Below are 21,965 nucleotides of genomic sequence, written 5' to 3'. Positions count from 1 at the left end.
CAAAGAATGGAATTTAACCTATAATGCTCTTCGGGGATAAAGATACTTTCTGATTTTTTTGCAGGTGGTCACTAAACTTAACGCCCTGCAAATCAACAGAAAGTATTCCGTCAGGCGTTCCGACGGATTTGCAATCCGCGTTAAAAAAGGTTCGACCTATCAAAGCCGGGGGATTTGCAATCCCCCTACCCTATTTCTATGTTTTATTTATTTTCCTTTCCTCTTATCACCTCCAATACCTTTCCGAGATGATAAGTTACCAAGCCATCCTCATAGGTAGTATCCAATACCTGAACCACGGCACTATCCCTATCCGAATGATAACCCACATAAAACCTTATCGCATCAAAACGACGGAGATAACGCTTGCCATCAGCCTCATCAATATAAGTATATTTGTTAAGCGTGGTCTGCTTCAGCGAACGGTACTCCTCGGTCTTCACACCAGATACAATCTCCTCGAAATACTGTTTCTCAATAATCAGCGTCAAAACCTTCAAGCCCGACAGATTTAACTGCGATGGCTTTTTCTCTATTCGCTGCTCCAGACATTGCTGTTCCTTATTGTAGGAAAAGTAGATGATAGTGCCATTCATGATTTTCTGAATGATACTGTCGATGATTTCCAGCGGAACCTGATACCATTCCGTAGCCTCATGCATCTCTCCCTTATCATCAGCCACCCTGAAACGGAAGTTCACCGTCTGCAACACCTGATGCACCAGGTCCTCAAACTTCTGGGAGTGCATGTTCACTATCTTGTAAGTGCTTACTATCTCTACAGGTGCCATCAGATAAGTAGGCTCGTGCTCGGCATTTGCCACACGTTCCTCTACCCGATTCGTAGAGAAACCTATTTTATATAGATTCTTGATGTTACGAATTTCCGGATTCTCAGATTTCGAACGAAGCACGTAGATATAACCCGTCACCTGGTCTTCCTGCTTCACATCCTCAGGATTGAAGAAATGGGCATCTGTTTCCTCCAAAATTTCGGTGATGGCATAACCACTTGCCACCACATTCTTGCGAAGTGTCTGGAGATAGATATCCGACTCCGTACCATTTTCATAGATACAGCGGGTTCTGCCATCGGGCAAACCATTAGTACCCTTTTTCTTCTCAATAATCTCATATAACAAAACCATCTGACCATCTACAAGATAATAGCGTCCAGCCAATAAGCTCGTCGTCTTCGAGATTCTCTGCAACTGTCGCTTCCCGGTCTTCAAATCCTGATGCACCTGTTCGAAGAGCAGCTTAAACTGTGCGAAATTCTCACACAGTTTTCTTTGCGCCACATGGTCGGGCACATCCTTCTTCTGAGCCATCACGCCTTTCATGTCGGCAGGCACATCGAAAAGTTTTGCCTCCTGATAGGAAACATCCATCAAAGGGTCGCTGAATATATCTTCTAATTCTTTATCAATATCCATATCACTATATATAATAAGGTGAAAAACTATAGCCTATCCCAACAGATGATACTCATCATACTGTCTGAGGCTATCTGTTGCCTTGGTCCGCAGAGCCTTGAGCGATGCAGCAAGCAACTTTTCTTTCAAGCCACCATCTGCTGTAGGTTCGCTACCATGCTCTGCCACCCACTTGTTGATTTCAAGCAATTTCTGTGCCAGCCTGTCATCGGGCGTCGGCGCCTTCGGTTTCGGACGTACATCCGCCAACAAGGGGTCATCAAATATCTCTAATAATTCTTCTGGCCAATCCATCTTTTGAAATGTTGAATGTTAAATGTTGAATTATAAATGCCCAAATTACTTTTCCGGCTCATATTCCAAGCCTCTCATTTTTCTTATTTTCAAGTTCTTGATTTTCTGGAAGGCAGCTGCCAGTTCTCTCACCTTTGGGTCTGGGTCATTGATGTCTGGTCGTTGTTCATTGTGCTCTTCCACCCATTTTCTGTACGGCCCCTTGAAGAGGATGATGGCTTGTTCCAGGGTCATATCAAACTTCTGTTCCGCTATCGTGTCTTGGATAATCTTCAAGGTCGATTTGTCGATATTCTTCGAAAGCATCTCGTAAGCACGCTGGAACGGATTGATGGAATCAATCAGATTGATATTCAACTGGTTGATATTGATCATACGATTTGCCAACTTGATAAGGCGATTGCCTTCTGACTCCTTCTCCTCGTCGTTCTTCGAAGCATCGAAATCGATAGGATTTCCCTTATCATCCACCACTTCGCCACCTTTTACTAGGGTATCAAGCAGCAGGCGCTGGCGAACTTCTTCCACTTCGTCCTCGCTCAAATCCGGATACTTTTCACGAATCACTTTCGGAATGAGCGCTTTGGTGATGGTTTCAGCCGTAGTACTTCCGCTGATGGCTTTCACCACCAGTTCGTCTTGTAAGATAGAAGCCTTCAAATCATCCAACTGCTCCTCTACAATCATCTTCGTCTTCTCGCTCGACAAAGGTTTCAAGCCCTCTATCACCAGGGTACGGGCATCCAGCGGACTACCCTCATCACTATCCACATCCTTCACCGTCTTGAAATGCCAACTAGGCGCCATCACCTGCTCCATCAGAAGCGAAGCCGTAATGGCTTTCAGAAAGTCGTTCACCGCCACCTTCACATCGGGCTGATTGGCATCAGGCATTCCTATCATGTTCACAAACTTTGCCGTCTCCTTGCCTTCGCAATCACGGGTACATCTTCCGATAATCTGCACCACTTCGGTCAGCGAACCACGCACGCCGATGGTCAGACATTCCTCACACCATTGCCAGTCGAAACCTTCCTTGGCAGTACCCAGAGCGATGATAATATCTACATCATCACGCTTCTTTATCCGCTGCAAATATCCCTGCACCAGGTTGCGAGTCTCGGCGTGGTCTTCCACCAGATCGGCAACCTTCAGCAGTCTGCCGTCCTTTGTTCTGATGTGATAGATGCCGCCATTGTTGTAATCCCGTTCCTCTACCTTACCGATAATCTTGATGATTTCATCCACCTCCGTATATTTGCCCAAACCGCTGGATGCACGGGAGTTGACACTCGGAATATGAATGATGGTCTTCTTGGTAGTATCCAGCACCTCGGCGATATGGTCGAGATAACTGCCGTGATAGAAGTGATAGCCCAGGACGAGGTCCTTGAGATAGCGATAACCGTTGAGTTGCTGATAATAGTTGTAGGTTACTGGGAAGAAACGGGCCTCATCCTCTGCCCTCAATACCGGAACGCCATCGCCACGGAAGTAACTGCCCGTCATGGCAACAATATGACCGGTGGAATTATTCATCACCCGGCGCACAATATCGCCCAGTCCGCTGTTCACATCAGCACTAGTATGATGGAACTCATCTATCGCCAAGAGGCAATCATTAAACTCCTCGTCACTTATTTCCTTCATGCCGTTTCTTAGTGTGGCATGGGCGCAAACCAGGATATTGTTTTTATATTGATGGAAGAAATTTTTAAAGCGTACCGCCTTAACTTTCTCGTCGGTAGAATCGCAAAGATTATTATCGCAAAGATTATACTGTTGCGCCACCCTCCAATCGGCGAAGAAGCCATACTTCATCAGGTCGGTGTTTTGGAAAGAGCGGCCGATACTCTTTTCCGGTACAGCCACTACTACCTTCTTGATGCCCTGATTCTTCAGCTTATCCAGGGCGATGAACATCAAGGCGCGACTCTTGCCAGATGCCGGTGGCGCCTTGATAAGCAGAAAGCGATGGTTGCGGGCTTCGTAAGCCTTGGCTTGCATCTCTCGCATACCGAGTTCATTCGTATTACTCGATTTACCCGTTTGCTGATACGAAATATCAACGATATTATCATTTATCTTGTCCATAAGCCATTCAATTTATTACTTGTTAGCTGTCATTTTCTCATAGAGTTTGAAGAGGCATTCCAATCGAGCCTCATCATTTGGGAACGGAGCATCAGGATAGCAGCTTTCTACGATGGCATCCAGTTCCTCATGTGCTGCACGCAAATCCTCCGGCATCTTTTCCGGGTCGTAAAGATCAGCAAGCGTCTTCTCTGGATAGTTTTCACGAGCCAGAAGCACATTCGTTGCCGCCTCTTCTATCTCGGACTTCTTTGTGTCGGAGATGGATGGGAAGGGGAAAGTGTTGTAAACAACACTTGCGGAATAAGCAAAACGCATTTCCAATCTTCCACAAACAGCCTTCATCCAAACTGAATGAATCAATGAAGTAAGCACTCCAAATACATAAATCGGCGCATCAGGTATCATTTGGGAATTTGTATTAGCTATCACTGTAGAATCAATATAAGCCATTGGAATATATTGCCTTTTTTCTGAAGAAACTACTGGTAACATCAAGTATTCCATATCAGGTTGCCTATCCTCAGTAAATAAATGTGGCTTTAAAGCCCATTTTCTTGTAAGTTCCTTAGTACTATTACTTCGAATATTTGCCACATTCTTTAATCGAACAATAAGTTTATCACAAGATGACATTATATCTTCTGGACATTCTTTTAGCCATAAACAATAACGCAACTTACCATTTATCAAATCATCGGCTCCCATATATTGTCTTATATATGGAGCCAACTTTTGGTTTTCCAATACAAATTCATTACGTTCTTCTTTATCCATAAGTAAAAAGCCTCCATCAGTAGGCTGACTTCCTTTACGCATAATTGGCAATTCAGAAAGCGGACTAGTACGATGTTCTACTATAACATTAGGGGCATCTAACAAATAATAATTAATGTTATTTACTTTTTTACATTTATCCGCATAAATGTACTTATTTTTAGTTGAATTCCAACCTAAACTAATAATAACACATGTTACTCCAGCATTATATTTTGCATTATTACTCCATTTAAATGGCAGATAACAAAAATCAATACAAACATCATCCTTTGAAATTTGCGGCCAAAGAGCAGCCACTTGTTCTCCTTGACATATAGAATTTGTACTAACAAAAGCATATTTAGCTTTTGAGCCTTTCACGTATTTAGCTCCAAGAACAAACCAACAAGAAATATAATCTAAAGTTCTACGACATTTGTTATCCGGCATTACAAAATCTACATCTTCTTTTTGACTAATCGTTTGCCATTTTGTTCCCAAATACGGCGGATTACCAAATACAAACACTTCTTCATCCTTGGTATGTGGGCATACTACCTCCCAATCCATTCTACAGGCATTACCACATTTTAACTGGTTGATATTATGCAAAGGCAAGGCAGCAACATTCACACCGAAATCGGCGTGAAACTTGTTGTTCATCTGATGCTCGGCAAGCCAAAGGGAAAGCATGGCTACCTCATGAGGGAAGTCGAGAAGCTCTATTCCGTAGAATTGATCCAAGTGGATGCAAGAACCATCTATGAAGTCTATCATCAGCTCAGGCTGGCACTTCTTGCGAAGATGCAAGATATCCATCTCCAATAAGCGCAACTGCTTATAGGTGATAATCAAGAAGTTGCCACTTCCACACGCTGGATCGAAGAACTTCATCTTACTCATACGCAACAGCAAGCGGTCGCACCCCCTGACAATAGGCTTGCATTCCGCCACAAACTGATTGATGGACAATACGCTCATGTCATACAGGTTTTTCTTCAGATCGTAAAAGTCCGTCAACTTCTTGTATTCGGCACGCAAATCATCCATAAAGAGCGGATTGATAACCTTCATGATATTAGGCACACTGGTGTAATGCATACCCTCCTTGGCACGCACATCAGGATTCACCACCGCCTGAATCATACTACCGAAAATATCCGGATTGATGTCCTTCCAATCCAAGTCTCCGCATTCGATGACAATCTTTCTAGCCTTATAACCCATCTTTGGGATAGGAATGTCAGAGGCAAAAAGACCGCCATTCACGTAAGGAAACTGATTGATTTCCTTGGTAAGTTCTTCCGAACGCTCCTTGTTTGGCACATTCATCACCTGGAATGCCTGACCTAGCATCTCGCCGAGATCGGAACCATCTTCCTTGGTAAATTGCTTGATAAAGTTGGTAAAGAGATTTTCGGCAAAGATACCTGTGTCTTCGGCAAAGAAACAGAAGAGCAGGCGGGTAATGAAGATATTGAGGTCGTGCAAGTCGTCATCACTATTATATTCGTTATAAGCACGAATCTCATCATGCAGTTTGGCAAGTTTCTCAGCAGCCTTCACATCGGCAGGGTTTTCTGCCGTAGTGTGTACTCGCTCTACGTTCATCAAAGGATAGAAGAAGCCAAAGTCGCTGTGCATCTTGACAAGTTTCTGCTCGTAAGTATCATTCTCACGAGTATCATAAGCAAGGAGGGTTTCACCATCGCTCACCGCAATAATCTTTGGTGCAGCCTTCTTTACCTGAGCATCGGTCTTCAATGCCTCCAACCTGGTGGTAAGATGCAAAGTATCTACAGCCTGATAGCAGAACAAGCCTTTGATAAGCAAGCCGTCGAATGTCTTCAAGACACCCTTTCCTTCCTTGTATCTCGACACATCCTTTTCGCTTTTACCAAAAGCCTTCAGTATCTCATAGCCAACCTCAGAGGCTGGCACCACTTTAGTTTTAAACGATTCCAATCGGGATTCGATTTCCTTATAGCTGAGTTGCAGTTTCTTTGCCATAACTTCCGTTGCCGATGGGAGCATAGCAAAGCCTTGCCATCCTATTACTCCACCGATTCCCGAAAGCAGAAACCATCTGATTTTAAAAGATTATTTTGATTCTAGTCCAGCCTCATCGCAAGATAAGGAATAGGATAACTGATTAGCTATCAAAAAGGAAGGCGTAGGGAATCTATCACTCGCATAATCCTTGCCTTTCAGGAACCTCGCATGAACCCAGGGAACAAGGAAAAGAAGCAACAGATGCCTACGCCTAACGGGTATATATATGATAGCACAGAGCGTACCCCTTCAGACGAAGGGGCACACCTATGCCATGTGTATATACACAGTGGGTAGACGCCCACTGCTGTCTTCATCTGATTCCCATTTGAAATTTGCGAGGTTTCGAAAGGTCAGAAGAAAACGTAGAGAACGTCTTTCTTAATTATGATAGGCCAAGCCATGGATTTTTACCTAGCCAGCGACTCATCGCCAGCCATCCACAACAAGACAACTGCAAAAGTACGAAAAAGAATTGGCTTCACAAAATTTTAGGTCTTTTTTCTTGCATATCTCATTTACTTTTCTTATCTTTGCCACCAAATTAATAACAATAACATTAAAAAGGAGGTTATTATGCAAGCAACAAAGAACAATACAAAGGAGGAAACCATCAGAAAGTTTAAACAACTCCTAAAACATAAAGAGGAAATGCTCGAAAGAGCAAAACAATATGATGGCATTGACATTTATGCTAAAACAGAAATCCACTATTAGATGAAATCAAAGCTGATTTCGAAAGTCGGCAAATGATTTAAAAGAGAAATAGTTTCTTGCAAATCTCAATAAAATTGGTTATAAAGCAGCATATATTCAAGGCTTTTGCCCTTACAGGGCGCAGGGATACAACATCTTAATACCCAGGGTGTTGCCCTGGGCTAGGAGCTTTTGGGCCTTCAGCCCGTGCTTGAACCACATGAAAAAGTTCAATGATTTTCTTCTTAACCAGGCATTTTATACTCATGTCTAAGCTTCCAGATAGTTCATCATATCCTCCAATGTATCGAAGTTCTTGACATTCCCCTCCTTTACATTGAGAATAGCCTTATCTAACTCTGATTGTAACTTTTTCTTTTGTAATGTTGCATTCATAATACGATTAAACAATTAAGTTTGATACATTTATTCAGAATAAGGCGTTCTCATATGCTCATGCTTCCATTGCTCAATAGTATTTTCATCTATCAAGCCCTTATCCCACAATTCATCTGCGGCATCTATTGCTTTTTGCGCAAAATAACGGCTATCTTTCGTCATAATACTATCATTTTAAATATTTACACATGTTACTTATGAGTAATCAACGCTTCCATATCTTTGATAAAATTCTCTACTTTCTCAAAATACGGCAAGACCTCTTCTTCTGTAGCATCAAAGGTATCATCATAATCACCAGACTGCCGAAGTTCATATAGACGAGAGAACAACTTTCCATAAGTGCGATCCAACAAACCTGTAGCAATAAATTTCTCTCCAACTAAATGTATTACACTGGCATGAGTCTTTGCAGTAAAGCCCTTGTCAAGTAACAAAGCAGAAGCCATATGGAATACAGTATAATACAAACGATTTCCCGTCAAATTCCAATACTTCAATTTTGCCACACCCTTAGCCTCATCAAAACTCTTATAAGCTTTTTCTATCCTGTAGTGTACAAGATCTCTACGTTGTTGACCCTCTAGCATAGCATCACCCCTTCCTCTTCTACATTATTATAAAAGGGACTACCCTTTTTGCTGTTCCAATCCTTCATCGAATACACTATCGGGTGAATCATCTGATTGATTTGCCATCCCAATTCCCAAAGAGGATAGGTGTAATTATCATGATCCTGCTCTTCTATCTTATCCTTATTCAGAAGCACAAGGATGTCCCAGTCGGAATCTGCTTTAGCATCCCTTCTAGCCCTTGACCCGAAAAGGATAACCTTGGCATCTTTCGGCATAATCGACTCCGCTTTCTTCTGAATCGACTTGAGTACCTCATCTTCAAGATGTTCCCTTGTTATTGTCGTCATAACACTATCATTTAAATTACACCGCAAAAATACGAAAAAGAATTGAAACCAACAAATATTCTGAAAGATATTTGCATTTATTCTTTCCTCTTTACCCAAACCTTATGGCTGCCGCGGCCTAGTGAATCTATCGGCGAAGATTTATCACAGGTCAGCTCCTTCAGTTCCATAGAGGCAGCAGTACGGCTCAGGTTGTTGATGGAGGCATAATCGCCTAGGGTGAGGACTCCGTTCTTCTCTATCACCTCCAGGGCTCGGGCGATGCGCTCTTCCCTGGAATAGAGCTGCTTACGGATAACCTTTACACCACCCATATCACGCTCCAGGTCACGGTCGGTTTCACGCTTCACATCCTTGATAAACTCAGGAGACGCCTTGAAGTTGATGTCCTTCACGCCCACCTTGCGATACGTCATCTTATCATCTGGATTCAGAATTTCCCTAGGCTTCTCATCCTCGAAAGCGAGGGAGAGGGAGAAGGTGCCGAAACCTTCCAGATTCACGTTGTACCCCATGGAGAGCATGTCTGTCAGCATATCAACCACATCGGTCAATACAGCCTCCGTGGTACTTTCCGAAATACCGCGATGGTAGTTCTGCATCATCTTGACGAACTCTTTTCGGGATAGTGTACGGTTGGTCACCATCTTGGGATAAACTCTGCGCTTGCCATCATAGCGCATATCCCCCATTTCCTGCAATTTGTACTTAGCCATATCAGTTTCCTTTCCTACTTTAGTTTATCAGTATTTCTTATTGCAACAGCCTTTACATCCTATAGTATTTATTGTTATACTTAAGAAGAAAAGACCACAAACCTAGGAAGAAAAGTATTTTATCCTAGGAGAAATCTCCGTTCATAGACATTGAACCGACATTCAAAGTCTATGAACCGCCGTTCAAAGACACTGAACGGACATTCAATGTTTATGAACGAAGATTTCTACCTTGCAAAGATACAACTTTATCAGATATAAAACAAGACTTTTCCTGAATATCTTTACTTTTCCGGCCATAATTCTTCGTTTTTTGAGCTTATTTCTTTGCGTATCCCAAATAATTGTGTTAACTTTGTAGTCAGATTGCAAGCCAAAGGTCAAAGGATTGCAAGCCAAAGACAAAGAAAAAGACTAAGATTAGACATTCTTATGAGTATGAAGATATTAGCAACCAGCGACTGGCATCTGGGCAACCTGTTTCACGGCAACGACCGTCTGCCGGAACACAAGCATTTCCTGAAATGGCTCCTGGAACAAATCGCTGGACAAAAGCCCGATGCTCTCCTCATCGCAGGAGACATCTTTGATAACGGAAATCCATCGGCAGCGGCACAGACCGTTTATTACGAGTTTCTTGCCGATGCTACCCAACTGTGCCCTAACATGCAGGTCATCATTACCGCCGGCAACCACGATTCCGCCAGCCGACTGGAGGCTCCCCGTCCGCTGCTCACCCGATACCACGTGGAAATAAGAGGAAACGTAAGGAAAATCTGGAAGCAGGGAGAAAGCGAGGACGATGATAAAACCGGCGGACATTGGATTTATTCCTTCGATGACCTCATCATCCCCGTAACCAACGAGGCAGGAGAAGAAGTCATCATCCTCGCCGTACCTTTCCTAAGAAGCGATGTGGTGCAGAACGCCAGTTACTCGCAGGGAGTCAACGACTTTCTGAGAGAACTGACGGCTGAGGCTCGACAGAAATACCCGGGCAGAAAGTGCATCATGATGGCACACATGTACGCCAAGGGTTCGGATATCGCCAAAAAGGATGCGAGCGAGAAAATCATCATAGGTGGACAGGAGGAAGTGGACTTGGAAGGATGGAACGATCATCCCGACTATATGACTTGCGGACACATCCACAAGCGGCAACATATCTGGAACACCGACTGGGCAAGATATACGGGAAGTATCCTCCCGATGTCGTTTGCCGAGAAAGACTACACCCACGGCATCGACCTCATCACCATAGAACACGGAGAAGAGTATGAAGGAAAGGAAACCGGCAAGAGTAAGGAATGGAAAGTAGATTTCCTGGAATACAAGCCTCAGCACGCCCTCCGCATCCTGCCCGAAGATGAGGAAGAGCTGACCTTCAAGAAATGGCAGAAGCTCATCAATTCTGAACTTTCAGAGAGAACAGACGGCGAACTGAGCGACCACTTCGACTACGTGATGCTGAAGGTGAAACAGGAGAAACTATCGAGCGATGACATCAAGGAACTGGAGAAACTCGTCAACGAAAAGGATGCCGTGCTCTGCAAGATCCAGCGCATCATCCCGCAACTGGACCTCTCCACCATCCAGGGTTCCCAGCACATCACCAGCATAGAAGACATCATCAACCGTCCTCCGCTCGATACGCTGAAAGAAGCCTTCGCCATCAGACACAACGCTCCGATGAACGAAAGACAAGAGAAAATGTTATCCGATTTATTAACGACATCATCATTATGAAATTCCTACAACTCGAAATACTCAACCTCGCTTCGCTTGACAAACAGGGTGGCGAGGTCATCAACTTTGAAGAAGGTGCCTTAGGCGAGAGTACCATCTTCAGCATCGTAGGTCCGACGGGCAGTGGCAAGTCTACCCTACTCGATGCTATCTGCCTTGCCCTCTACAACCGCGCCCCTCGCTACCCCAGGAAGAAAGGAGACAAGAACCAGAACATCGAGATTTTCGGAGCTGCCGATGCCAGCGAAAGTAACCGTCTGGCTCCTACCGACAGCCGAAACATCCTGACACGTGGCAAGAAAGAAGGCTACAGCAAACTCACCTTCCTTGCCAACAACGGTAGCATCTACCGCGCAGAATGGCACGTCAGATTCCAGAGAGTGCGCTACGAGAACGCCAAGACTGCACTTTATAAAATCACGAGAAACGGAGAAGAGATAACGGAGGAAGCTGCCGACTGGAACGAGCTGCCGAACATCATCGGACTCGACTACGACCAGTTTCTCCGTACCGTACTCATCGCCCAAGGCTCGTTTGCCAACTTCCTGACAGCAAAGGAAAACGAGCGGTACGAACTCCTGGAAAAACTCATCGGATGCGAGGAAACTTATACGAACATCGCTACTGAAATCAAGAAGGCGAAAGACCAGGCGACGGATGCCTACAACCAGATGGCAGCATCGGTAGAAGCCGTTAAACAGAACCTGCTGAACGATGAAGAACTTGCCCATCTGAAGGAGGAAATCGCCCGGTTGGAAAAGGCTGAGAAGGAACTCGACAGCCAGTTGCAAGCCATTTCGAAAGACCTGCAATGGTTTGAGGAAAACGAAAAGCAAATCAAGCAAATCACTATCTGCCAGTCAGATATGGAGCAAGCAGCAGATGCCATTAAAGCGATGCAAGCCCAGATTCTCCGTCTGCAGTTGCACGATGAAGTACAGCCAGCCGTCAACCTGCTGCAGGAAGTAGAGCGACATACGCAAAGCATCCACGAGCAGGAAGAAAACATTCTGAAAGCGGAAGCAAACATCAAAAGTCAAGAGTCTGCCATCAGCGAAAGCGAGAAAACTCTCACCAGTCTGAAGGAAGCTGTAAGCAAGGCACAGGAACAGTTGGAAAAGGCCCTGCCGGTCATCGCTGAAGCAAGGGCGCTGAAAACAAAAATGGAAGCGGCTATGCCGAATCTGAAAGAAAAGAAAGAGGCATTGGAGTTGGCGCAGAAAGAGAATCTAACTGCCCAGAAAGACGTGGAGGAGAACGCCCGAAACATCCAAAAATGGGAAGCAGAAACGGAGAAAGCGAACCTTGCCCTCAAAACGACCAAGGAAGAGATTGCCAAGCAGAAACAGGTTCTGCACGAAGCGACGCAAGCCGCAGAACAGGCTTGGGAGACGGAAAGAAATAAGACTGCCGGACAGAACATAGAGGAACTGCAGAACAGCAAGACTGTAGCTGACAGGAAACTACAGGATGTCCAGCAAGCCATCAAGGTTGTGGCTCATCTCGATACTGCCACAACAGAAAAGCAGAAGAATGAGGAGCGAATCCAGGTCTTGGGCAAGAGAAACGCAGAGATAGATGAAGCGCTGGGCAAGTTGACCATCGAGGCGCTGACCCAAAAGACCCTAACGCTGAGAAATGCCTATACCCTCATGGTGAGCGAGAAATGGGAGATTCATCGTGCCAACCTGACCGAAGGCAAACCTTGTCCGCTCTGTGGCAGCACGACCCATCCTTATCATACCGACAACAGACAGTTTGAGGAAGCCACCACGGAACTCTCTCAACTTCTGAAAGCCAAGGAGGATCTGCTGAAACTGCAGCAGAAAGAGGAGAAGAATCTTTCCGGCGAAAGAAAACAGAACGACGGCGAAGTACAGACGCTCCAGAAACAACAGGAAAAGCTGTCGGGAGAAATAGCAACTTACGAAGAGGATTGGAAGGCGCTCATCGCCCAGTATCCAAAGATTCCGAAGGCAGAGGCAGAACTGAAATCGCTCTTGCCTATCTATGAAAACAAGGCGAAAGATGCGAGCAGCAAACTCAGCCTGTTTAACAAGATTCAGAAAGAGATAGAACGGCTGACCCAACTCAAGGACAAGGCTGTGAAGGATGAAGCTGCGTATGAAAGCAAGGCTTCTACTATACAGAATAAAGCCCAAGAAAACACATCAACCTGCACCACAAAACTAGCTGAGCAAAAAGTACTTACCATCAACCTTGCTTCGCAGCAAAAGAGCAAGGAGGAGGCTTACGGGAAAGCCCTTCAGGCATGGAATAGTACCAAGAAGGAAATGGAGGAATGGCAGGAGAAATACAAGCAGATTCTGAATGGAGAAGAGCCCGATGCGGCAGAACAAAGACTGACAGCAGCAAAGGATGAGGCTACGAAAGCAGCTGATACTCAGAACGAGAACATCAACAAACTGAAGGCAGAACTCGCCAACAGTAAAGGTTCGCATCAAACCATGCTGTCTCAGAACAAGACGATGAAAGAGAATCTGCAAGCGAAGGAAAAGGAACTCGACCTTTGGATTGAGGAATATAACAAGCAGCTTGAAGAAAAGAGCATCGAAGGAAATGACTCCGAAGAGAAAGGCATCGAGGAAAGAAGTATCGAGCCAAGCCTTATCGACCGAAATACCATCCGGGAGATGCTTCACTCTGCCGAAGACTGGAACGCTATCCGACGGGAAAAGGACGAAAAGGAGAAAGCCGTGGCTTCAACAACTGCTCTTTACCAGAGTGCAGAAAAGGCGCATCAGCAGCACTTGGAACATCAGCCTGCCCAAACCCGTGATGCTCTCTTAGCCATTCAGCAGGAGTATCAGGAGAGAAGCCAGCGCAACGAACTGATTGCTGCCAAAGCCAGGATGCAGAACCATCAGGAAGCCGTGAAGCAGTTGGGTGACAAGGCTGAGGCTCTGAATCTCGTAACACAGGAAAAGGACGACTGGACAGCCATTACGGATGCCATCGGAGCAGACGGCAAAACGCTGCGCAAGATAGCCCAATGCTATACGCTCAGTTTCCTGATAGCGCACGCCAACCAGGAAATCAGAAAGTTCAACAGCCGTTACGAACTGCAACAGGTAAAGCATTCGCTGGGCATCCGAGTCATCGACCACGACCGTGCCGACGATATCCGAGACACCACCTCCCTATCAGGTGGCGAAACCTTCATCGTAAGTCTCGGTCTCGCCTTGGGCCTGTCGGCATTATCCTCCCGCAACATCTCCTTCGAGAACCTGTTCATCGATGAAGGCTTCGGAACCCTCGACCCCGATACCCTAGCCACCGTCATCGACTCCCTCGCCATGCTGCAAAGTTCGCAAGGCAAGAAGGTGGGCGTCATCAGTCATACCGACACGATGAGCGAGCGCATCACCACCCAGATAAGGATTATCAAGAATGGCAACTCCGGCAGCAGCCATATCGAGATCTATCCGTAGCCCATCGTAATTATACCTTCATAAAATAGTAATTACACCATTATATATAGGGTATACATACATTATCCATCCGTGAACAGGGCATCACCATCGATGTGGCTTACCGCTATTTCGCCACACCGAAACGCAAGTTTATCGTCCCAAAACAAATATGCGTTCCTACGGATTCATCTATCCACAGGAACGCATATTCTTTATGATTATCATACGAGATAATCATTCTTTAAACAATTCTATATCATCATACGATATTTAAACCTTATTTCCCTCTTTAGGGAAAACCACGGTAGGCTTGAAGGTCTTAGCCTCCTCAAAGTCCATCAGGGCATAAGCGATGATGATAACGGTATCTCCCACCTGCACCTTGCGGGCTGCAGCACCGTTCAGGCAAATACAACCGCTGCCACGCTCACCCTTGATAATATAGGTCTCCAAGCGCTCACCATTGTTGTTGTCTACAATCTGAACCTTCTCGCCTGCTATCAGATTAGCAGCGTCCATCAAGTCCTCATCGATGGTGATGCTACCCATATAATTCAGGTTAGCCTCAGTTACGGTCACACAATGGAGCTTACTCTTCAATACTTCTATCTGCATTGTTCTGTTATTACTTGATCTGTTACGGATTAAACTTAATAAAGAATATCTATCGAGGAATTTATCCTTTATACTTGATATGGTCGATGAGACGGATAGGAGTCTTACCGCAATAAACGGTGATGCAACCTACCACGTATGCACTATCCTCCCATGAAGACACATCCTGCAGGCTGTCGCCATCCACAATCTGGAAATATTCTACCTCCAGACCCTCTACAGCATTGATGTCGGCAACCACCTTATCGTGAGTTTCCTGTACGGTATGAGTCTTGGCATACTCTACACTCTCCTTCAGGGCCTTATAGATGTTTGGCGCAATGGCATGCTCATCAGGAGCCAGCAAAGTATTACGGCTGCTCTTAGCCAAACCATCCTCATCACGGACAATAGGGCACTCAACAATCTGCACATCGCTGTTGATGTACTTCACGAGCTGCTTGATGACAGCAATCTGCTGCCAATCCTTCTCACCGAAATAAGCACGGGTTGGTCGAACGATATAGAAAAGACGGCTCACTACCTGACATACACCATTGAAATGACCCGGACGCTTGGCACCCTCCATCACGGTAGAAACAGGTGGAAACTCAAAGTGGCGTGTATCTGGTGTAGGATACATCTCCTTCACCGATGGTGCAAACACATAGTCTGCACCACAAGCCTCCAAGAGCTTGCAGTCAGCATCGAGGGTACGAGGATAGCGATCCAAGTCACCCTGATCATTAAACTGTGTAGGATTCAGGAACACAGAAACCACAGTCACGCCATTTTCCTTCACACTGCGCTTAACAAGAGAGGCGTGACCCTCATGCAGCGCACCCATAGTTGGCACAAGGCCGATTTCCTTTCCCTCCTTACGACACATGAAGAGTTCGTTCTGGAGGTCAACAATCTTATTGAATACTTTCATCGTCATAATCTGTTTTCGGGTGCAAAATAACAACTTTTTTCTCAAATGAGAAAGAAAAAACCTAAAAATATGCGAATTATTGCCGAAAATAATGAATTTCGGAGAAAAAATGCCCCTATTTGAAGTTTTTTTTGTACCTTTGCACGTAATTCGTAAGAATAAAATTTAAATTTTATGGCAAAAAAAGTATTATTTATCAATCAGGAGATCGACCCATACGTAGCCGAGTCTCACATGTCTATCATGGGACGCGAACTGCCTCAGAAGATGCAGGAAGCAGGTTTTGAGATCCGCACCTTCATGCCTAAGTGGGGCACCATCAACGAGCGTCGCGGACAATTGCACGAGGTCATTCGCCTGTCTGGTATGAACCTTATCATCGATGAGACAGACCATCCGCTGATCATCAAGGTTGCATCTATACCAACAACACGACAGCAGATTTATTTCATCGATAATGATGACTATTTCAAGAGCCGTCAGATGGGCACCGATGAAAACGGAAAGGAATATGCCGACAACGGAGAAAGAGCTATCTTCTTTGCACGTGGTGTATTGGAAACCGTCAAGAAGCTCCGCTGGCAGCCTGATGTGATCGTCTGCCAGGGTTGGGCTAGCGCAGTAGTGCCATTCTATGTAAAGACAGCCTACAGCGAAGAGCCTTCATTTGCTGAATCAAAGGTAATTACCGCTCTCTATACCAACGAACTCAAGGGTGAACTGGGTACCAACTTCAAACGTTGCGTTGCCTTCCGCGATGCCAAGCCTGAACTGCTCGACGGCTATCAGGACGACTTCGACTTCATTGAGCTCGGCAAACTCGCCATCGACTATAGCGACGGTGTGGTAGAAGGTGAAGAAGAAGCTACCCAGATTCTCTTTGATTATGCGAAGGAGAAGAACAAGCCTGTACTGACTTATCCGGGAGAAGATATTCAGGAGCCATACGCAGACTTCATCAACAAGGTTTGTCCTGACGCAGAATAAAATTCCGACAACAGAGACACATACATACAAGGATAATGAAAATTTTAAGACTCTTAACAGTATTAGTAATAGCAGCGCTTACTTTCGCTGCATGTGATGATACCACCGAGGGAATCGGTGGTAGCATCACTAATAAGATAGACAACATTAACATTTCTAACTCAGCGTTCAATGTTACCACAAAGTCTATAGTAGCAGATTCCGTATTGAGCCGCAACAACACGGGACTCATCGGAAAGATGAAAGACCCGGAAACCGGCAACTATGTAAAGGGCGACTACATGACCCAGTTGAGCGTATTGCCTACTTTCGATGTAGATACACTCGATTACATCAAGCAGGCAAACAAGGGTTCTATCGAAGCAGACTCATGCTATCTCCTGGTTTCATACAATGCCAGCTATGGTGATACAATCGCCCCAATGAAGGTGACAGCCTATGAGATGACAAAGCCGATGGCAGAAGATAAGGAGTATTACTCTAATTATGATGCCTTCAAGGAAGGCTGGGTAAGGGAAAGCAACGAGCATTGGAGCAGTAATTACAACTTGAGCAATACATCAGATGTCAAGAACTTCAAGATTTACTTGAATAAGGAGTATAAGAAAGATGGTAAGAGATACAAGAACTATGGCTCTTACATCATGCAAACATACGCTGAACATCCTGAGTACTTCAAGACCAACTACAAGTTCCTGCACAACGTCTGCCCTGGCTTCTATATCAAGAACGTAGGCGGTACGGGTAACATGGCTAAGATCTGGAATACAGAGCTTATCTTCTACTGGACCCGCCACAAGACCATCAAGGCAAAGGACGGCGTTACAGACAGTACAGCTGTAAGCATCGGATACAACCGTTTCGATGGTACAGAAGAGGTATTGCAGCTCAACAAGATTGAGAACGATACCAAGAACTTGGAGCAGTTGGCAAGTCAGGATCAGAAGAAATGTACTTATCTCAAGTCACCGGCAGGTATCTTCACCGAAGTTACCCTCCCTATCGAAGATATCATGAAGGGACATGAGAAGGATACGCTCAACACAGCTACCATCTCTTTCCCACGACTCAACAATGAAAACGAAGACAACCCATACAACTTTGCTACACCAAGCACCATCCTGATGGTTCAGAAAGACAGTTTGCAGTCGTTCTTCGAAAAGAGCAAGTTGGCTGACAACCGTACTTCTTATACGGCAAGCTACAGCAGTACCGGCACCTACAAGAATGCCTATACATTCCAGAATATCGCCAATCTGGTTTCTGCCATGTATAAGAACAAGGGCAAGGGGGAAAACTGGAATAAAGTAGTGCTGGTTCCTGTAAACGTCATCACAACCACACAGGGCTATACTACCGTCATCTCCAAGATTAATCACGATATGTCACTCGCTTCTACGCGACTCATCGTGGGTACGGATGATCCTGACAAGGATTATACCACAGACAAGAAGACTGGCAAGAAGGTGGCATCTGGTCCGATCCGAATCAAGGTGATTTACAGTAAGTTTAAAGAAGAATAAGCATTCATAACGTAAAGTAAAAAAGGAAACGAAACATGGCAGATAATTTTTTGGAGCGTCATCGCGAAGAATACGAAATACGCAAGGCTGCATGGCTCAAGAAAAAGAAACTATTCATGAAGTCAGGCAAGAAACAGAAGCCCCAAACACAGATGCCACGTCCTGAAGACGAAGCGTTATAAACACGACAATATTCAGAATCCTGAGAAAGAGGGTGTATCATAAAGCATTTGATTGTTTATGATACACCCTCTTTAACTTTGCCGGTTAATCCTTAAAAACCGCCGCATAAGTACAATAAAAGCCATTTAATACAAAATAAAGCAAAATTAATTTGGAGTTTACCCATTTTTTTTATATCTTTGCATTGTGAACTTAAACGTATTAAATATTAAATAAACAAAAAGCAATAAAATAAAAATAATCAAGATATTAGTAGAGATACTGGTCTATGGGTTTAACTTTTCTAAGAACTTGCATTTTAGGATACAAGATATTTGCAGGATACAAGTTACTTGCAATATATGAGATACTTGGTTTATGTTTATAGATAACGGAGAATTTAATCTCTTAAAGTATTTGTTTTTAAGTTTAAACAAAAATGCTAAAGTTAGATGTTAGTAATATAAGTCCCCGTAGTGACCGTGAGGCTACTGCGGGGACGCTTTTTCAATTTATAGTATATAGAAACAAAAAGGGCAAGACCAGAGATGGTCTTGCCCAATCTATTTTTATAACTCTTTATCTATATTATAAGATTCTACCTGTAAGAGAGAACTTCAAAACAGGATAAACCTATAAATATAAACATCAGACTACTGAACTTAATCTACTACCGTAAACTTGGCATATTTCAGCAGAAGCTGTTTGGTGCCAGAATGAACGAACTCAACCGTAGCCTTCGTATTCTCACCAGTACCTTCAATCTTCAATACCGTTCCCCGTCCAAAACGCTGATGTTCAATCTTCATTCCCTCCTGCAAACCGCAAGAAGAACTGCCAGCAGATGAAGCTGTAGAAGAAGAAACTGATGCTGCAGAAGATCCAGTACCGCGAGAAGCAGGATGAGAAGAATGCGTCTCCATGTAACGCTTCGCTGCATTCAGCGCTCTAACAGACTTGAAATTGCCTTCAGAGAGAGATGAGCGTCCGGAAACAGACGAGCGTCCGGAAGTACGTGAAGTCTCTGGTTCATCATCAAAGAGAGAAGGCTTAGGATCTGCTACAAACTGCGATGCTACCGGTTTGGAATTCTGATACCTGCTACTGTATCTAGGCAGCTCAGCATCCTCCCACGGTCTGCGAGGACGTTGCGCTCTCGCCCACTCCGGCTGGTCAGACATAGAGCCAAACAAGCTTCCACCAGCCTCATCCTGGCAATCAATCAACTTGCCGTCAATCTCATCGATAAACCGACTCGGATTATCAAACTCCATCTTGCCATATCGCCAGCGGTTCTTGGCGTTCGTCAGGATACAATGTTTCTCAGCTCGCGTAATGGCTACGTAAAGCAATCTCCGTTCCTCCTCCAGTTCTCTGAGCGAAGCAGCTGAAAGCGGACTTGGGAAGATATTCTCTTCCAAACCAACCACGAATACCGTAGGAAACTCCAGACCCTTGGCTGCATGAACCGTCATCAGAGATACACGAGGTTCATCCTTATCACCATCGCTGTCAGCATCGGTAAGCAGCGCCACATCCTGCAGATAATCCTGCAGGAAGAGTTCATCGAACCTACCCTCTTCACGGCGTTCCTCCACAAAAGCCGACATACCGCTCAAGAATTCCTCCAGGTTCTCCTGACGTGCCAGATCATCGGCATCCTTGCCCGACATGATATCCTGACTGATACCACTCTCCTTGATAATGGCATCACCCAATTCATAGACATCCGTAGTTTGAGCCCGTTCGATAAACGAAGAAATGAGCAATCTGAAGGTTTCCAGCTTGTTCATCGTACCCTTGTTAACCGCCAGTCCATACCGCTCAGGGGCACCGATTACCTCCCAGAAACTCACCTGGTTCTGATGGGCACAGTCAGCAATCTTCAGCACCGTAGTAGCACCTATTCCACGTGCAGGATAGTTGATGATACGCTTGATAGCCTCTTCATCATCCGGATTCGCCACCAGACGGAAATATGCAATAATATCCTTAATTTCCTTACGCTGGTAGAAACTCAGTCCGCCATAAATGCGATAAGGAATACCCTGCTTTCTGAACTCCTCCTCGAAGCTGCGGCTCTGGGCATTGGTGCGGTAGAGAATGGCAAAATCACTATACTGGCAGCCATCCTCGCGCCGGATACGCTTCACGTCCTTCGCTACAATCGCCGCCTCTTCCTTGTCGCTGTAAGCAGGCTTATACTGAATCTTCTCACCCTTCGCATTCTCGCTAAACACATCCTTAGGAATCTGGTTGCGGTTATGCTTGATCAGACTGTTAGCCGCCTCAACGATGGTCTGGGTAGAGCGGTAGTTCTGTTCCAATTTGAAGAGACGCGCATAGTTACCATTTTCTGCAGGAAAATCTCTAGTGAAAGACAATATATTATCGATATTAGCTCCTCTAAAACTATAAATACTTTGAGAATCATCTCCTACAGCACATATGGCTTTCTCTTCCATTACATTATAGAGCAAAGTAAGTATTTTTTTCTGAACATAATTTGTATCTTGATACTCATCTACCATTATGTACTTAAAAATTTTACCATACTTTTTCAATACATCATTTCTTTCTACAAAAAGCCGATAAGTATAAACTAACAAATCATCAAAATCCATTGCATTCGCCAACTTACAGCGTTGTACATATTCTCGATATATCTTAGCAATTTCGGGCATACCAGCTCGTTTATTTTGGCTAAAGATATCAGAATCGCTTTCATATGAATCAACTCCAATCAGTTGATTTTTTGCCATAGAAATCCTTGCATGAACAACTGCAGGCTTGTAAGTTTTTTCACTCAAGCCCATCTCCTTAACAATAGATTTCAATAAAGAACGAGAGTCTGCTTCATCATAAATTGTAAAATCTGAAGTAAAGCCTATCTTATCAGACTCAACACGCAATATTCTAGCAAAGACACTATGAAAAGTACCCATATATTTCTGTCTGATATAAAATGTTTCACCAAACATTTTACGAATACGTTCAACCATTTCTCTTGCTGCCTTATTAGTAAAAGTAAGCACTAATAAGGAATAAAGATCTTTACCCTGTCTCAGGAGATAAGCTATCTTATAAGTAAGCACACGCGTTTTACCCGAACCTGCACCGGCTATCACCAGCGAAGGTCCGTCAATATATTCTACCGCAGCACGCTGCGCTTCGTTCAAGTCTTTCAGTAAATCCATGAATCAATATTTACCAGATT

The 21,965-nt window shown here is 44.5% G+C and carries 18 protein-coding genes; 6 read left to right on the top strand and 12 right to left on the bottom strand.

The features are described from left to right. Positions 1-203: 203 nt before the first annotated feature. From ONT19_RS02720 to ONT19_RS02705, 4 genes are read right to left on the bottom strand one after another with little or no spacing between them, the layout of a single operon-like run. Positions 204-1,436 (bottom strand): GIY-YIG nuclease family protein, encoded by a 1,233-nt coding sequence (locus ONT19_RS02720; RefSeq protein ID WP_264912559.1) that lies wholly within the window; start codon positions 1,434-1,436, stop codon positions 204-206. Between the two features lie 33 nt (positions 1,437-1,469). Next, positions 1,470-1,730, bottom strand: coding sequence for a hypothetical protein (locus tag ONT19_RS02715; RefSeq protein WP_006846896.1), 261 nt, complete (start codon positions 1,728-1,730; stop codon positions 1,470-1,472). 45 nt (positions 1,731-1,775) lie between these two features. Beyond that, entirely contained in the window at positions 1,776-3,824 is a 2,049-nt protein-coding gene (locus ONT19_RS02710) for a DEAD/DEAH box helicase (protein WP_264912558.1), read from the bottom strand. 15 nt (positions 3,825-3,839) lie between these two features. Beyond that, the gene (locus tag ONT19_RS02705) at positions 3,840-6,593 is read right to left on the bottom strand and encodes a class I SAM-dependent DNA methyltransferase (protein WP_264952350.1); all 2,754 of its coding nucleotides are present in this window, start codon (positions 6,591-6,593) and stop codon (positions 3,840-3,842) included. Between the two features lie 618 nt (positions 6,594-7,211). Here ONT19_RS02705 and ONT19_RS02700 point away from each other — a divergent pair. Next, positions 7,212-7,352 (top strand): hypothetical protein, encoded by a 141-nt coding sequence (locus ONT19_RS02700; RefSeq protein WP_153073764.1) that lies wholly within the window; start codon positions 7,212-7,214, stop codon positions 7,350-7,352. 249 nt (positions 7,353-7,601) lie between these two features. Here ONT19_RS02700 and ONT19_RS02695 read toward each other — a convergent pair whose 3' ends face one another. The 5 genes from ONT19_RS02695 to ONT19_RS02675 all read right to left on the bottom strand — a co-directional run bounded on the left by ONT19_RS02695 (position 7,602) and on the right by ONT19_RS02675 (position 9,368). Then, positions 7,602-7,727 (bottom strand): hypothetical protein, encoded by a 126-nt coding sequence (locus ONT19_RS02695; RefSeq protein ID WP_256614020.1) that lies wholly within the window; start codon positions 7,725-7,727, stop codon positions 7,602-7,604. Positions 7,728-7,757: 30 nt separating this feature from the next. Beyond that, positions 7,758-7,892: a hypothetical protein gene (locus ONT19_RS02690; RefSeq protein WP_264952351.1), complete on the bottom strand. Its 135-nt coding sequence runs from the start codon at positions 7,890-7,892 to the stop codon at positions 7,758-7,760. 29 nt (positions 7,893-7,921) lie between these two features. Beyond that, positions 7,922-8,320, bottom strand: a complete 399-nt coding sequence (locus ONT19_RS02685) for a HEPN domain-containing protein (RefSeq protein ID WP_264952352.1) — start codon at positions 8,318-8,320, stop codon at positions 7,922-7,924. Beyond that, a complete protein-coding gene (locus ONT19_RS02680) occupies positions 8,314-8,652 on the bottom strand; it encodes a nucleotidyltransferase domain-containing protein (RefSeq protein WP_264952353.1) in 339 nt (112 codons plus the stop codon). Before ONT19_RS02680 ends, ONT19_RS02685 begins: the two co-directional genes overlap by 7 nt. A 77-nt stretch (positions 8,653-8,729) precedes the next feature. Beyond that, positions 8,730-9,368, bottom strand: coding sequence for an HU family DNA-binding protein (locus ONT19_RS02675; RefSeq protein WP_022120916.1), 639 nt, complete (start codon positions 9,366-9,368; stop codon positions 8,730-8,732). Between the two features lie 438 nt (positions 9,369-9,806). Between ONT19_RS02675 and ONT19_RS02670 the strand changes: the two genes are divergently transcribed. Further along, the gene (locus ONT19_RS02670; protein ID WP_264952354.1) at positions 9,807-11,114 is read left to right on the top strand and encodes an exonuclease SbcCD subunit D; all 1,308 of its coding nucleotides are present in this window, start codon (positions 9,807-9,809) and stop codon (positions 11,112-11,114) included. Beyond that, positions 11,111-14,566: an AAA family ATPase gene (locus ONT19_RS02665; protein WP_264952355.1), complete on the top strand. Its 3,456-nt coding sequence runs from the start codon at positions 11,111-11,113 to the stop codon at positions 14,564-14,566. The genes ONT19_RS02670 and ONT19_RS02665 overlap by 4 nt, the downstream gene beginning before the upstream one ends. A gap of 252 nt (positions 14,567-14,818) precedes the next feature. On the opposite strand, the gene panD is transcribed toward ONT19_RS02665, so the two are convergent. Then, positions 14,819-15,163, bottom strand: a complete 345-nt coding sequence (gene panD, locus ONT19_RS02660) for an aspartate 1-decarboxylase (RefSeq protein ID WP_117692769.1) — start codon at positions 15,161-15,163, stop codon at positions 14,819-14,821. 61 nt (positions 15,164-15,224) lie between these two features. Continuing rightward, positions 15,225-16,076, bottom strand: a complete 852-nt coding sequence (gene panC / locus ONT19_RS02655) for a pantoate--beta-alanine ligase (protein WP_264953071.1) — start codon at positions 16,074-16,076, stop codon at positions 15,225-15,227. A gap of 174 nt (positions 16,077-16,250) precedes the next feature. Between panC and ONT19_RS02650 the strand changes: the two genes are divergently transcribed. Genes ONT19_RS02650 through ONT19_RS02640 form a run of 3 tightly spaced genes read left to right on the top strand, consistent with a single transcriptional unit; the run spans position 16,251 to position 18,768 of the window. After that, entirely contained in the window at positions 16,251-17,063 is an 813-nt protein-coding gene (locus ONT19_RS02650; protein ID WP_264952356.1) for a glycogen/starch synthase, read from the top strand. Positions 17,064-17,098: 35 nt separating this feature from the next. After that, a complete protein-coding gene (locus tag ONT19_RS02645; RefSeq protein WP_264952357.1) occupies positions 17,099-18,586 on the top strand; it encodes a DUF4270 domain-containing protein in 1,488 nt (495 codons plus the stop codon). Positions 18,587-18,621: 35 nt separating this feature from the next. Continuing rightward, a complete protein-coding gene (locus ONT19_RS02640; protein ID WP_022120923.1) occupies positions 18,622-18,768 on the top strand; it encodes a hypothetical protein in 147 nt (48 codons plus the stop codon). A 642-nt stretch (positions 18,769-19,410) separates the two neighbouring features. Here ONT19_RS02640 and ONT19_RS02635 read toward each other — a convergent pair. Then, the gene (locus ONT19_RS02635) at positions 19,411-21,945 is read right to left on the bottom strand and encodes an ATP-dependent helicase (protein WP_264952358.1); all 2,535 of its coding nucleotides are present in this window, start codon (positions 21,943-21,945) and stop codon (positions 19,411-19,413) included. Between the last annotated feature and the right edge of the window lie 20 nt (positions 21,946-21,965).

Source organism: Segatella copri (assembly GCF_026015625.1).
Taxonomy (GTDB): domain Bacteria; phylum Bacteroidota; class Bacteroidia; order Bacteroidales; family Bacteroidaceae; genus Prevotella; species Prevotella copri_H.
Note: the sequence above shows the minus strand (reverse complement) of the source record. Positions and strands in the feature narration are given on the sequence as shown.

What these genes read in the sequence shown, in the direction of transcription:
- ONT19_RS02665 (WP_264952355.1), top strand. Translation starts at nt 11,111, where the DNA reads ATGAAATTCCTACAACTCGAAATACTCAACCTCGCTTCGCTTGACAAA.
- ONT19_RS02695 (WP_256614020.1), bottom strand. Translation starts at nt 7,727, where the DNA reads ATGAATGCAACATTACAAAAGAAAAAGTTACAATCAGAGTTAGATAAG.
- ONT19_RS02640 (WP_022120923.1), top strand. Translation starts at nt 18,622, where the DNA reads ATGGCAGATAATTTTTTGGAGCGTCATCGCGAAGAATACGAAATACGC.
- ONT19_RS02685 (WP_264952352.1), bottom strand. Translation starts at nt 8,320, where the DNA reads ATGCTAGAGGGTCAACAACGTAGAGATCTTGTACACTACAGGATAGAA.
- ONT19_RS02645 (WP_264952357.1), top strand. Translation starts at nt 17,099, where the DNA reads ATGAAAATTTTAAGACTCTTAACAGTATTAGTAATAGCAGCGCTTACT.
- ONT19_RS02650 (WP_264952356.1), top strand. Translation starts at nt 16,251, where the DNA reads ATGGCAAAAAAAGTATTATTTATCAATCAGGAGATCGACCCATACGTA.
- ONT19_RS02710 (WP_264912558.1), bottom strand. Translation starts at nt 3,824, where the DNA reads ATGGACAAGATAAATGATAATATCGTTGATATTTCGTATCAGCAAACG.
- ONT19_RS02680 (WP_264952353.1), bottom strand. Translation starts at nt 8,652, where the DNA reads ATGACGACAATAACAAGGGAACATCTTGAAGATGAGGTACTCAAGTCG.
- ONT19_RS02700 (WP_153073764.1), top strand. Translation starts at nt 7,212, where the DNA reads ATGCAAGCAACAAAGAACAATACAAAGGAGGAAACCATCAGAAAGTTT.
- ONT19_RS02720 (WP_264912559.1), bottom strand. Translation starts at nt 1,436, where the DNA reads ATGGATATTGATAAAGAATTAGAAGATATATTCAGCGACCCTTTGATG.
- ONT19_RS02690 (WP_264952351.1), bottom strand. Translation starts at nt 7,892, where the DNA reads ATGACGAAAGATAGCCGTTATTTTGCGCAAAAAGCAATAGATGCCGCA.
- ONT19_RS02705 (WP_264952350.1), bottom strand. Translation starts at nt 6,593, where the DNA reads ATGGCAAAGAAACTGCAACTCAGCTATAAGGAAATCGAATCCCGATTG.
- ONT19_RS02715 (WP_006846896.1), bottom strand. Translation starts at nt 1,730, where the DNA reads ATGGATTGGCCAGAAGAATTATTAGAGATATTTGATGACCCCTTGTTG.
- ONT19_RS02675 (WP_022120916.1), bottom strand. Translation starts at nt 9,368, where the DNA reads ATGGCTAAGTACAAATTGCAGGAAATGGGGGATATGCGCTATGATGGC.
- ONT19_RS02670 (WP_264952354.1), top strand. Translation starts at nt 9,807, where the DNA reads ATGAAGATATTAGCAACCAGCGACTGGCATCTGGGCAACCTGTTTCAC.
- panD (WP_117692769.1), bottom strand. Translation starts at nt 15,163, where the DNA reads ATGCAGATAGAAGTATTGAAGAGTAAGCTCCATTGTGTGACCGTAACT.
- panC (WP_264953071.1), bottom strand. Translation starts at nt 16,076, where the DNA reads ATGAAAGTATTCAATAAGATTGTTGACCTCCAGAACGAACTCTTCATG.
- ONT19_RS02635 (WP_264952358.1), bottom strand. Translation starts at nt 21,945, where the DNA reads ATGGATTTACTGAAAGACTTGAACGAAGCGCAGCGTGCTGCGGTAGAA.